Origin of the sequence: Alcanivorax sp. NBRC 102024 (assembly GCF_001602235.1) — a bacterium.
GTDB lineage: Bacteria > Pseudomonadota > Gammaproteobacteria > Pseudomonadales > Alcanivoracaceae > Alcanivorax.
In genome coordinates this window covers 517,305-530,312 of record NZ_BDAS01000002.1, presented here as the reverse complement: position 1 = coordinate 530,312, position 13,008 = coordinate 517,305, and the positions used below count along the sequence as shown (strand labels likewise).

Sequence of the window (13,008 nt, the reverse complement as noted above, 5' to 3'; positions counted from 1 at the left end):
GCTTGGAGTAAAAGCTGACGCAGAGCGCGCAACTATTAATTATTAACTGTTAACTATTAATTGCCTTTTTACCCTTCCTGCAACAGTTTCCGCAGATCCACCAGGGCCGCATTGGCGCGGGTCACATAGTTGGCCATGACCAGGGAATGGTTGGCCAGCATACCGAAGCCGTCGCCGTTGAGAATCAACGGGCTCCACAGGGTTTCCTGGGTGGCTTCCAGTTCCCGGACCATTTGCCGGAAGCTGACAGTGGCATTCTTTTTACGGAGCACTTCGGCGAAATCCACCTCGGCGGCACGCATCAGCTGCGTCAGGGCCCAGGTCGCTCCACGCGCTTCATAAAATGCATCGTCAATCTTCAACCAGGGCGTTTTCACAAAGTCTTCTTCATTGCCGGGTTTGGCAACGGACTCGGCACTGCCCACATCCATATTCAGCTCACTGCGCCCCACACTCTGGCTCAGTTTCAAACTGAGAGAACCCAGCCGGCTCTGCACTTCGTTGAGCCAGTAGTTGAGGTTATCGGCCCGGGCATAGAAGGTACCGTCGCCTTCGTTGGCATCGGTGAGACGCTCCAGATAACGCTGCAGCGCCTTGATACCCCGGCGATATTCGCTTTCTGTGGCCGGCATGGCCCAGCTTTGCGCGTCAAAATTGAACTGGGGCTCGGCAATGGCCAGATCCCGGTCTTCCTGGCTCTGGGACTGGGAGCGGCTCATGTCACGACGCAGCACCCGGGTAAAATCTCGCACCTGAACCAGGGCACCGTATTCCCAGGACGGCATGTTATCCATCCAAAGACGATGCGGGAGAATATCATTACTGAGGTAACCCCCCGGTTTGGAGAGCAAGGTGTCCGCAACGAAAATCAGCTCCCGGGCAATGGTTTCACCGGCAACCGCATTGTCACGGCTGGGCAATTCACGCAGCTCCGGTTCCTGACTCCAGTACCAGCTCAGCAGCACGTCCACGAGCAACAACAAACCCAGTAGCCAGAGAGCGCCCTTCCAGATCCGGTTATGACGGGGGTCGAGCATGGCGTCGCCCATTTTTTCGGTGAATTTCTCGTTACTCATGATCACTCCCAAGATCCATCTGCGAATCACTATACAATAGGCTGCCGGTGAAAACTCACCCGCAGGCTGTTGAAAACCGCCTTGCTGACCCAGCGTGGCCTGAAGGGCCCATCTGTTGTGCTTTTTCGATGGATCCACATATCTCGATCCCCCTTGAGGGGACACCATCAAAACGCACCCTCTGTGCTCTGCGAGTATTGATGCCCCGCGGATATAGTGCGAACCAGCCTGAGGGACTGAGCATGCAAGGCGCTTTTCAAGAGCCTGCTACGCCTGGCCAGAAATATATACCGCCCGAGTCGTCATTTTTTGCCTTCTGCACGCCCACTGTAGAGAATAGCGACCCCAGGCCACAGGGCCAATCCGCTTATACGGGTTGCAGCCGATGAAACTTCACGCCCGTTTGCGCATCGAACCAGTGGCCATCACAGGAGACAGGCATGCGATCAGCTTGGCAACCGCTACTTTTCATTATTGCGTTCTTCCCGATGTGGGCGAGTGCCGATGGCCTGTTCGAGGACGACCCGCTTCCCACCGTGGACGAAGCCATCCAGCTTGTCACGGACGCCGACTGGGACAACCAGCAACTGCTGCTGGATTTCGAGCTGGTCGACGACGTTTACCTGTACCAGCACCGTTTCGGCTTCAGCTTGCGAGACCAGAATGGCAATGTGCTGGAGGATTTCGCCGACTACACCCTCCCCCCCGGTAAGGACAAGACCGACGAAATTTTCGGAGATGTGCAGGTTTACTACGACCGGCTTTCCCTGACCCTGCCGGTCGCCAGCGTACCGCTGGTGGCCACCGAGCTGGAAGTCCGTTACCAGGGCTGTATTGAGGACACCCTGTGCTATCCGCCCACCAAGAAGGTTATCCCGCTGGCCAATCCGTCACCGGCAAAAAAGTCCCCGGCCGCGACCGCGGCCACTCCCGCTGAGTCCCCCGGCACCCGCAATGATGACGGCGGTTTTCTCAGCACCCTGCAATCCGAAGACGCCAACGCCTTCAACCGGTGGATGACCGACCGCTCCCTGGGACTGATCATCGGTCTGTTCTTCGTGGGCGGCCTGCTACTGGCGTTCACGCCCTGCGTCTTCCCCATGGTGCCGATCCTTTCCGGGATCATCGCCGGGGAAAAGGAACCCAGCGCCAGTCGCGGCTTTGTGCTCAGCACCAGCTATGTGCTGGGCATGGCGGTACCCTATACCCTGGCCGGCCTGTTAGTGGCGGTATTTGGCGCCGGCCTGAATCTTCAGGTCCTGCTGCAACAACCGGCAGCCATCATCACCTCCACGGTGGTCTTCGTGTTACTGGCCCTGTCCATGTTCGGTCTCTACGAGCTGCAACTGCCTGCTTTCTTGCGTAACAAGCTGCACCAGCCCGGCGACAGCCAACGGGGCAATCTGCTTGGTGCCGCCATCATGGGCACCATCTCCGCCCTGGTGGTCTCCCCCTGTGTGACCCCGATTCTGGCCGGAGCACTGATCTATGTGGCCGCCAGCGGCGATGCCCTGACCGGCGCGGCTTCCCTATTCGCCCTGTCCATGGGCATGGGGGTGCCGCTGATCATTTTCGGTACCGGCGGCGGCAGCCTGCTGCCCCGGGCCGGCATGTGGATGGAAGAAATCAAACGCTTCTTTGGTGTGGTCATGCTGGGCGTGGCCATCTGGCTGCTGGATCGCATCATCAACGGCACCCTTACCCTGGGCCTTTACGGTCTGCTGCTGGCGATCTACGGGGTGCAGCTCGGCGCCCTGGAATCCGCTGGCGAGGGAATGGCCCGACTCAAGCGGGGTATCGCTCTGGTGCTGGCCCTCTATGGCTCGGTAATGATCGTCGGTGCACTCAGCGGTGGCGACGACCCACTGCAACCCCTGGCGCCGATGACACAACCGGCACCGGTGACTGACACCGTCAGCTCCCCCGGCGACCACGGCCCCTGGCAGACCATCCTGGGCCGCGACAATCTCACCACGGCCCTGGCCGATTCCCGCCGGGCCGGCAAGCCGGTGCTGGTGGATTTCTTTGCTGAGTGGTGCGTGGCCTGCAAGGTGCTGGAGGAAACCACCCTCAGCGATCCCCAGGTACTGGCAGCCATGGAAGACTTCGACCTTTACCGGGTGGACATCACCGAGATTAACGCCGACAGCCAGGCCATCATGGAGCAGTACAACATCCTCGGCCTGCCGGCATTGGTGTTCTTTACCCCGGCAGGCACGGAGCTACCGGAATCCCGGGTACTGGGGGAAATGAAACCAGCGAGGTTCCTGGAGCATCTGGACCAACGGGTGATGCCGGGGCTTTGATGCCCCTCCACGACCCCATGCCCTTGCCGTAGGAGCTCCGCCTAACCAAAAATCGTGAAACAGTACCGATTGCACGGCATCTTCCGGCAACTTGTAACGAATGTTGTAAAACCCTTTTTTCTGTCATGATTTCCCCCTAGTATTGCACAAGTGCCAGAAACACCGGGATAACCGGTGCATTTCCTGCACGTTCACGGTAGATAACGACAAATTCCCCAGGGGGGACCCGTTTTGGCTTCCATTCTGGTCTTACATGGCCCAAATCTGAATCTGCTCGGCACCCGTGAGCCGGACAAGTACGGCCATGTCACCCTGGCCGATATCAACCAGCAACTGCAGACCCAGGCCAGCGATGCCGGCCACCACTTGCAGCACCTGCAAAGCAACGCGGAATACGAGCTGGTTGAACGGATCCACGATGCCCGCACCGAGGGCATCGACTTCATCATTATCAATCCGGCGGCCTTCACCCATACCAGCGTGGCCCTGCGTGACGCCCTGCTGGCGGTGGACATCCCCTTTATCGAGGTGCACCTCTCCAATGTGCATGCTCGGGAAAGCTTCCGCCATCACTCCTATTTTTCTGATATTGCCCGGGGCGTGATCTGCGGGCTCGGCGCCACCGGCTACACGCTGGCGCTGACCGCCGCCCTTGAACAACTGGATGGTTAATACATGGATATTCGCAAGATCAAGAAACTGATTGAGCTGCTGGAAGAATCCGGCATCGAAGAGCTGGAGATCTGTGAAGGGGAAGAATCCGTGCGCATCAGCCGCGGCTCCCGTCACCCTGCGGCGCCCGCGCACTACTATGCGGCTCCGCAGGCACCTACACCGGCGCCCGCTCCGGCGCAGGCGCCAGCCGCTGACACTCCCGCACCGGCCGACAACACCCCCAGTGGTCATCTGGTGCGCTCCCCCATGGTTGGCACTTTCTACCGCTCCCCGTCACCGGGCGCCTCCTCCTTTGTCGAGGTGGGCAAGAAGGTCCAGGCCGGCGACGTGCTGTGCATCGTCGAAGCCATGAAGATGATGAACCAGATCGAAGCGGACAAGTCCGGCACCATTGATGCCATCCTTGTGGAAGACGGCGAACCGGTTGAATTCGATCAGCCTCTGTTCTCCATCGTTTAACGGAGGCATCTCATGCTGGAAAAGGTTGTCATTGCCAACCGCGGCGAAATCGCCCTGCGCATCCTGCGTGCCTGCAAGGAGCTGGGCATTCGCACCGTGGCGGTTTATTCCAAGGCTGACCGGGATCTCATGCACGTGCGGCTGGCCGACGAAGCGGTCTGCATCGGCCCGGCCTCGTCCACCGAGTCCTACCTGAACATCCCGGCGATCATCAGTGCGGCGGAAGTCACCGACGCCGACGCCATTCACCCGGGTTACGGTTTCCTCGCCGAAAATGCGGATTTTGCCGAAAGCGTGGAACGCTCCGGCTTCACCTTTATCGGCCCCAAGGCGGAGACCATCCGTTTGATGGGCAACAAGGTCGCTGCCATTGAAGCCATGAAGAAAGCCGGTGTTCCCACCGTGCCCGGCTCCGATGGCCCCCTGGGTGACGACGGCGATGCCTCCCTGGCCATGGCCGAGAAGATCGGCTACCCGGTGATCATCAAGGCCGCTGCCGGCGGCGGCGGCCGTGGCATGCGCGTGGTGGAAGACGCCAAGCACCTGCTCAATGCCATCACCCTGACCCGCTCTGAAGCCAAGAATGCCTTCGGTGACGCCACCGTTTACATGGAAAAGTTCCTGCAGAAACCCCGTCACGTGGAAGTGCAGGTCCTGGCGGATGGCGCCGGCCATGCCATCCATCTGGGCGACCGGGACTGTTCCCTGCAACGTCGTCACCAAAAGGTGGTGGAAGAAGCCCCTGCGCCGGGCATTCCCCAACACCTGAAAGATGAAGTGGCCGAGCGTTGCGTCAACGCCTGCAAGGAAATCAATTACCGGGGTGCCGGCACCTTCGAATTCCTGTATGAAAATGAAGGGTTCTACTTCATCGAGATGAATACCCGTGTACAGGTAGAGCACCCGGTGACCGAAATGATCACCGGTGTCGACATCGTCAAGGAGCAACTGCGCATCGCCAGCGACGAAGGCCTGCAGCTGCAACAGTCAGACATCACCTTCCAGGGGCATGCCATCGAGGTCCGTGTTAACGCGGAAGATCCGGTCCGCTTCACCCCCTGCCCCGGCAAGATCACCTATTTCCACGCGCCGGGTGGCAACGGCGTCCGTGTGGACTCCCATATCTACAGTGGCTACACCGTGCCCCCCTACTATGACTCCCTGATCGGCAAGCTGATCACCTGGGGCGAAAACCGCGAGATCGCCTTTGCGCGCATGAAGAATGCGCTGGACGAAATCGTGGTGGAGGGCATCAAGACCAATGTGGAACTGCACCGCAACAAGATCTTCAGGGACAAGGCCTTCATTGCCGGCGGCGTGGATATTCACCACCTCGAGAAAAAACTGGGAAGCAGTGAATAGTTAACAATGAACAGTGAATAGCTCGCGTTCACCATTAGCTGTTATATTATCCCCGAGGCCGCGCCCAGACCCTGTGCGCGGCCTCATGCGTTCTGAACGACGACCTCCTTTCTCGCGCAGCTATTAACTGTTAACTATTCACTATTAACTAGAGCGAAGCGACAACATGGCCTGGCTCCAGCTCCACCTTGCCACCACCGAAGCCCATGCGGATGCCTTTCAATCCGCACTGGAAGACATGGGCGCCTGCGCGGTTACGCTCACCGACGGCGCCGATCAGCCAGTCTTCGAGCCACCGCCCGGTGCTCGCCCCCTGTGGCAGAACACCGTGGTCAGCGCCCTGTTCGATGCGGACCGTGACCCGGCATTGATCCTCGCCGCCCTGCAACAACAGGGGCTGGAGGCCCAGGCCCATCATCACGAAACGCTGGATGATCAGGTCTGGGAACGGGCCTGGATGGATGATTTTGCGCCCATGCGCTTTGGTGAACGGCTGTGGATCGTCCCCAGCTGGAGTGCCTCGCCGGATCCCCAGGCGGTAAATCTGAAACTGGATCCGGGGCTGGCCTTCGGCACCGGCACCCATGAAACCACAGCCCTGTGTCTGGAATGGCTGGACCAGGCCGACCTGACCGGCAAGGCGGTACTGGATTTCGGGTGTGGCTCCGGGGTGCTGGCCATCGCCGCCCTGCTGCTGGGGGCCGGCAATGCCACCGGCACCGACATCGATCCCCAAGCGCTGACCGCCAGCGAAGACAATGCCCGCAACAACGGTGTCGCCGACGCACTCCGACTCTACCTGCCGGAAAATCTGCCGTCGGACTATCGCTGCGACGTGCTGGTGGCCAACATCCTGGCCGGCCCGCTGGTGGAGCTGGCCGGTCAGCTGGCCAGCTATTGTCGCCCGGGGGGCTCCCTGGCCCTGTCCGGCATTCTGGCCGAACAGGCCGAATCCGTCCGCAACGCCTACGCCCCCTGGTTTGATTTGAATCCCACCACTCAACAGGGCGACTGGGTGCGGATCGACGGAGTACGACGTAAAACTGAGTGACAGGTCCTTGCGGCCTGTCCCGCTTTTTCTGTAAAACATATTTGCGCACACGGCCCTGATTTGTGGCTGCGTCATAGTCTGGTCCGTGCAGCGCCTAGCGTCTCATCACCAATAACAATCAGGCGAAAGCCATGGCCGCCCAATACAAAACCCGCTGCCCACACTGTGCAGCCCAGTTCAAGATCACCGAAGAACACCTGAAGCAGGCCCGCGGCGCGGTACGCTGCGGCTCCTGCCTGCAGATTTTTCAGGCCAGTGACTACCTGATTGATGGCCCCCCGGCCAAACAGGACGCCGCCGATGATCGCTGGGCAGGCGCCCTGGAAAGCAATGCAGGCAACGCCAGCGAAGACTCTCGGCAGACGTTCGATGATGACGATGACGGGGCCACCTCCAGCCTCAGCATTGAAGGTATGGAGCTGAGCGACTCCTTCATCAATCTGGATGAAGATGCCGCCGACTCCGGGCTCGGGGAAGATTTTTCCGACATGCAGGGCGCTGGCCGCGCCAGTCATAACGACAATGCGGATGAGGCCTGGGCCGAGGCCCTGCTCAAGGAACTGGAAAACGAAGACGATCCGCCAGCGAAACAGACCGCCAGCCAACCCGCCAGTTTTGCCCCCCGGGACAGCCAGGCCAGCCCGCCGAAAGCCGCGGCACAACCGCCACAGGCCAAGAAAAAACCGGCCCCCAAACCGCCACAGGATGACGATGATGACAGCCTGTTCGGCGGCTTGGACCTGTTTGGCGACGACCTGACCGAAGAACCGGTCCCATTGTCGCAGCCGGTACGTGAGCGCGATACGCCCTTCCGCCAGCAACACGACTGGACGGGGATGCTCAAATGGGGCGGTCTGTCCGCCCTGGCCCTGGTGGTACTGGTAGCACAATACGCCTACTTCAATTTCGATGATCTGGCCCGTAGTCCGCAATGGCGCCCCCTCTACCAACAGGCCTGCGGCGTGCTGGGCTGCCGACTGCCCAACCGCACGGATATCAGTAAATTGCGCGGTGCCAATCTGGTCGTCCGCAGCCATCCCGACTACACCAACGCCCTGATCGTGGACGCCATCCTGTTCAACGAAGCCCGTTACCCGCAGCCGTTTCCGGAACTGGAACTGAGCTTCAGCGCCCTCAATGGTGATCCCTTCGCCAGCCGTCGCTTCAGCCCGGCGGAATATCTCCGGGGAGATCTGACCAACATGGAGGCCATGCCGGTGAACACTCCGCTGCACATCTCCCTGGAAATTGTCGATCCGGGCGAGCAGGCGGTGAACTATAACCTGCGCCTGCTGCCAGCCGTGGATGCCAAGGAACGGGTGAGCCAGCGATAGCGGCCCTGACCCGATGCCGACGCAGACGCCCCCGGCAGGATCAGCGAGTAACGAGGTACGAGTTTAGAAAAGCCAAACCGGTTTTGCCTTTCGAGACTCGTACCTCGCTCCTCGCTCCTCGCAACTAACCACTCAGATAACACCACCGCACCCGCCTGAGCCCGAAATTGCGCATTTTTTACCCTGCGCCCTTTCATCCCCGCGCGCCGCTCACTATCATTAGCCCCCCCTTAAACACATGCCATTCCGCCCCTATGCAAATCGGCCCATACACCTTGCCCAATTCGCTGATTCTGGCCCCCATGGCCGGCGTCACGGATCGTCCTTTCCGGCGTCTGTGCCGGGATCTGGGTGCCGGCCTGCTGGTATCGGAAATGGTGACCTCGGACACCCGTCTGTGGAACTCTCGAAAGTCACGCCAACGACTGGATCACAGTGGTGAGCCCGGGCCGGTGTCGGTGCAGATTGCCGGCGGCGAGCCGGCCATGCTGGCCGACGCGGCCCGCGCCAATGTGGATCATGGCGCCCAGATCATTGATATCAATATGGGCTGCCCGGCAAAGAAAGTGTGCAAACGCGCCGCAGGTTCCGCCCTGCTGGCCGACCCGGAGCTGGTGGCCCGCATCCTGGATGCGGTGGTCGCTGCTGTGGACGTACCGGTAACCCTGAAGATTCGTACCGGCCCCGATCGCGATCATCGCAACGCCGTGGAGATCGCTCGCATCGCCGAAGCGGCGGGCATCCAGGCTCTGGCCATCCATGGCCGCACCCGCGCGGACAAGTTCAACGGCGACGCCGAGTATGACTCCATCGCCCGGGTGGTGGCCGCAGTCAATATTCCCGTTATGGCTAACGGTGACGTGGATAGCCCGGAAAAAGCTAAACGGGTACTGGAATCCACCGGCGCGGGTGGTATCATGATCGGCCGCGCTGCACAGGGGAACCCGTGGATCTTCCGGGATACCCTGCATTACCTCGAGCACGGCTCGCTAGCCGCAGCGCCGTTAGTAACGGAAGTCCACGATTGCGTGCAACAGCACCTCGCCGAACTCCACCAGTTCTATGGAGAGTTCATGGGAGTGCGTATCGCGCGTAAACATCTGGGCTGGTACACGCAAAACCTGCCCGGTGGGGAAGACTTCCGGCGCGGATTTAACACACTGGAAAATGCCACCGATCAACGGTTGGCAATCGAGCAGTTTTTCCAACAGATAAACGCCACTACCGACCGGGTACGCTTCGGTCGCTATGGCGAGGTGTCTGCCCGGAAGAAAAACGGAGCCTTGGCCGCATGACCCTTTCTTCAGTTAACACAGCCGCTGCACGGACACTTACTGAAATGAACACCGCTGAAGCACGAAAGCCGCACCTGACCATTGCGCGCAGTGAAACTCACGACACCCTGCGCAATTGTGTGCGACGTTCGTTAAACGATTATTTCAACCAGCTGGACGGCGAGCCGGTGAGCGAGCTTTACCAGATGGTGCTGGCGGAAATGGAAATTCCGCTGCTTGAGAAAGTGCTCGAGTACACCCGCGGCAACCAGACCAAGGCCGCCGAGCTGTTGGGCCTGAACCGTGGCACCCTGCGCAAGAAACTCAAGCAGTACGGTCTGCTGTAAGCACGACCGCGAAGATGAAGGGCAGTCCTTACTGCCCTTTTTTTGTTTTTAAATGAACCACTTATTCCAGAACGTAACTTGGTGAAACCCCATGAGCAACGCGGTTGAACGTGCACTGATCAGTGTTTCCGACAAGACAGGTATCGTCGAATTTGCAAAGGCCCTGGCCGAGCAAGGCGTGGAGATCCTCTCCACGGGCGGCACCTACAAGAAGCTGCAGGAAGAGGGCATCGCGGTACGCGAAGTCTCCGACTACACCGGTTTCCCGGAAATGATGGCCGGCCGGGTGAAGACCCTGCACCCGAAAGTGCACGGCGGCATCCTGGGCCGTCGCGGCCAGGACGAGCAGGTAATGGCGGACAACGACATCAGCCGCATTGATCTGGTGGTGGTCAACCTGTACCCCTTCGAGGCCACCGTGGCCAACCCGGATTGCTCCCTGGAAGACGCCATCGAAAACATCGATATTGGCGGCCCCACCATGGTACGTTCCGCCGCCAAGAACAATGCCAGCGTCGGCATTGTGACCGCCGCTGCAGATTACCAGCGCGTTCTGGACGACATGGCAGCCAACAACGGCGCCCTGTCCGACACCCTGCGTTTCGATCTGGCCATCAAGGCCTTCGAACACACCGCCGCTTACGACAGCGCCATTGCCAACTACTTCGGCAAGAAAGTCGGTGAAAACAATGACGACTTCCCGCGCACCATCAACCTGAATTTCGAAAAGACCCAGAACATGCGCTACGGCGAGAACCCGCACCAGAAAGCGGCCTTCTACACCGAACGCAATCCGGCACCGGCCTCCATTGCTACGGCCAAGCAACTGCAGGGCAAGGAACTGAGCTACAACAACATCGCCGACACCGACGCGGCGCTGGAGTGTGTGAAGTCCTTCACCAAGCCCGCCTGTGTGATCGTCAAACACGCCAACCCCTGTGGTGTGGCCGTGAGCCTGGACGGCATCGGCAAGGCTTACGACCTGGCCTTCGAAACGGATACCGAATCTGCCTTCGGCGGCATCATCGCCTTCAACCGCGAGCTGGATGCCGCCACCGCCCAGGCCATTGTCGATCGTCAGTTTGTGGAAGTGATTATCGCCCCGTCTGCCACCGATGAGGCACTGGCCATTACCGCTGCCAAGAAAAACGTACGGGTACTGGTGTGTGGCGAGATCGACGGCCCGGCGACAGAAGGCCTGGACTACAAGCGCGTCAACGGTGGCCTGCTGGTACAGGACCGCGACATCGGCATGATCACCGAAGGCGAGTTGAAAGTGGTCACCAAGCGCGCCCCTACGGAAGCCGAGATGCACGACCTGATCTTCGCCTGGAAAGTGGCCAAGTTCGTCAAATCCAACGCCATTGTCTACGCCAAGAACCGCCAGACCGTGGGCGTGGGCGCCGGCCAGATGAGCCGCGTCAACTCCGCCCGCATTGCCGCCATCAAGGCCGAGCACGCCGGCCTGCAGGTGGAAGGGTCGGTGATGGCCTCCGACGCCTTCTTCCCGTTCCGCGACGGTATCGACAATGCCGCCAAGGTAGGCATCAGCTGCGTGATCCAGCCTGGCGGCTCGATCCGCGACGAAGAAGTCATTGCCGCCGCCGACGAAGCCGGCATGGCCATGGTCTTCACCGGCATGCGTCATTTCAGACATTAAGCGGTCGGACGTCTGAAGTCGGACGTCTGACGACAAAACCGGGTCAGCGTCCGACGTCCGACGTCTGACCCGTCTCCAATAGAGACAACGTCAGAAGAGGCAGTAACCTCAATGAAAGTTCTGATCATTGGCGGCGGTGGCCGCGAGCATGCGCTGGCCTGGAAAGTGGCTCAGGCTGAGCAGGTAGAAAAAGTGTTCGTGGCACCCGGCAATGCCGGCACCGCCCGGGAAGCCGGGGTGGAAAACGTAGCCATCGACGTGCTGGACCAGCCTGCCCTGCTGGCCTTCGCCAAGGACAACGGCATCGACCTGACCATCGTCGGGCCGGAAGCGCCGCTGGTGGAAGGCCTGGTGGATACCTTCCAGGACAACAACCTGAAGTGTTTTGGCCCCAGCAAGCTCGCCGCCCAGCTGGAGGGCTCAAAAGCCTTTACCAAGGATTTCCTGGCTCGCCATCACATCCCCACCGCCGCCTACGGCAACTTCACCGACATGGACGAGGCCCTGGCCTATGTCCGTGAACAGGGTGCCCCCATCGTCATCAAGGCCGATGGCCTGGCCGCCGGTAAAGGCGTGATTGTGGCCATGACTCTGGAAGAAGCCGAAGACGCCGTGCGCGACATGCTGGACGGCAACAAGTTCGGCGACGCCGGCCACCGCGTGGTGGTGGAGGAATTTCTGGAAGGCGAGGAAGCCAGCTTTATCGTCATGGTGGACGGCAAGAACGTATTGCCCATGGCCACCAGTCAGGACCACAAGCGCGTCGGCGACGGCGATACCGGCCCCAACACCGGCGGCATGGGCGCCTACTCCCCGGCGCCGGTGGTCACTGATGCGGTCTACCAGCGCATCATGGACGAGGTGATCACCCCCACCGTGGAAGGGATGGCCGCCGAGGGCATGCCCTACACCGGCTTTCTTTACGCCGGGCTGATGATCAACCCGGAAGGCGCCCCCAAGGTCATCGAATACAACTGCCGCTTCGGCGACCCGGAAACCCAGCCGATCATGATGCGCCTGCAATCCGACCTGGCTGCCCTGTGCCTGGCGGCCCTGGACGGCAAGCTGGACCAGACCGACATCCAGTGGGACCCGCGCCCCACCCTGGGTGTGGTCATGGCCGCCGGCGGCTACCCGGACAGCTACGACAAGGGCGACGTGATCGACGGCCTGGACCAGGCGGATTCCGACACCGTCAAAGTCTTCCATGCTGGCACCGCCGAGAAAGACGGCCAGGTGGTCACCAGCGGCGGCCGGGTACTCTGCGTGACCGGTGTCGGCGACACCGTCGGTGAAGCCCAGGCCAACGCCTATGCCGGTGTGAAGCAGATCACATGGCGCAACGCCTACCACCGCAAAGACATCGGTTACCGTGCAGTGGCCCGCGAAAAGTCATAAAGTAGTAGCAACTAAGAAGTAAGGGTGAGCCCGGCAGGGCTCATCCACCAATGCTGCACGTTTATA

11 protein-coding genes are annotated in these 13,008 nt (G+C 60.4%); 10 read left to right on the top strand and 1 reads right to left on the bottom strand.

The genetic code is table 11. From position 1 onward, the window contains the following. Positions 1-68: 68 nt before the first annotated feature. Positions 69-1,076, bottom strand: coding sequence for a DUF2333 family protein (locus A0251_RS06090; protein WP_062815934.1), 1,008 nt, complete (start codon positions 1,074-1,076; stop codon positions 69-71). 440 nt (positions 1,077-1,516) lie between these two features. Here A0251_RS06090 and dsbD point away from each other — a divergent pair, with 440 nt between their 5' ends. The 10 genes from dsbD to purD all read left to right on the top strand — a co-directional run bounded on the left by dsbD (position 1,517) and on the right by purD (position 12,942). Next, positions 1,517-3,382 carry a protein-disulfide reductase DsbD gene (gene dsbD / locus A0251_RS06085; RefSeq protein WP_062815933.1) on the top strand — a complete coding sequence of 622 codons (1,866 nt, stop codon included), beginning with the start codon at positions 1,517-1,519 and terminating at the stop codon, positions 3,380-3,382. 231 nt (positions 3,383-3,613) lie between these two features. Next, complete coding sequence (aroQ, locus tag A0251_RS06080) at positions 3,614-4,054, top strand: type II 3-dehydroquinate dehydratase (protein WP_062815932.1); 441 nt, start codon at positions 3,614-3,616, stop codon at positions 4,052-4,054. Between the two features lie 3 nt (positions 4,055-4,057). Then, the gene (gene accB, locus A0251_RS06075; RefSeq protein ID WP_062815931.1) at positions 4,058-4,516 is read left to right on the top strand and encodes an acetyl-CoA carboxylase biotin carboxyl carrier protein; all 459 of its coding nucleotides are present in this window, start codon (positions 4,058-4,060) and stop codon (positions 4,514-4,516) included. 12 nt (positions 4,517-4,528) lie between these two features. Continuing rightward, complete coding sequence (accC, locus tag A0251_RS06070) at positions 4,529-5,878, top strand: acetyl-CoA carboxylase biotin carboxylase subunit (RefSeq protein ID WP_062815930.1); 1,350 nt, start codon at positions 4,529-4,531, stop codon at positions 5,876-5,878. A gap of 166 nt (positions 5,879-6,044) precedes the next feature. Next, positions 6,045-6,929: a 50S ribosomal protein L11 methyltransferase gene (gene prmA, locus A0251_RS06065; RefSeq protein WP_062815929.1), complete on the top strand. Its 885-nt coding sequence runs from the start codon at positions 6,045-6,047 to the stop codon at positions 6,927-6,929. Positions 6,930-7,060: 131 nt separating this feature from the next. Beyond that, positions 7,061-8,263 (top strand): zinc-ribbon and DUF3426 domain-containing protein, encoded by a 1,203-nt coding sequence (locus tag A0251_RS06060; protein WP_062815928.1) that lies wholly within the window; start codon positions 7,061-7,063, stop codon positions 8,261-8,263. A gap of 254 nt (positions 8,264-8,517) precedes the next feature. Next, complete coding sequence (gene dusB, locus A0251_RS06055; protein ID WP_063508533.1) at positions 8,518-9,558, top strand: tRNA dihydrouridine synthase DusB; 1,041 nt, start codon at positions 8,518-8,520, stop codon at positions 9,556-9,558. Positions 9,559-9,602: 44 nt separating this feature from the next. Further along, positions 9,603-9,884 carry a DNA-binding transcriptional regulator Fis gene (fis, locus tag A0251_RS06050; protein ID WP_062815927.1) on the top strand — a complete coding sequence of 94 codons (282 nt, stop codon included), beginning with the start codon at positions 9,603-9,605 and terminating at the stop codon, positions 9,882-9,884. 91 nt (positions 9,885-9,975) lie between these two features. Next, entirely contained in the window at positions 9,976-11,544 is a 1,569-nt protein-coding gene (gene purH, locus A0251_RS06045) for a bifunctional phosphoribosylaminoimidazolecarboxamide formyltransferase/IMP cyclohydrolase (protein ID WP_062815926.1), read from the top strand. A gap of 111 nt (positions 11,545-11,655) precedes the next feature. Next, on the top strand, positions 11,656-12,942 hold the full coding sequence (gene purD, locus A0251_RS06040) for a phosphoribosylamine--glycine ligase (RefSeq protein ID WP_062815925.1): 1,287 nt from the start codon (positions 11,656-11,658) through the stop codon (positions 12,940-12,942). The last annotated feature ends 66 nt before the right edge of the window (positions 12,943-13,008 follow it).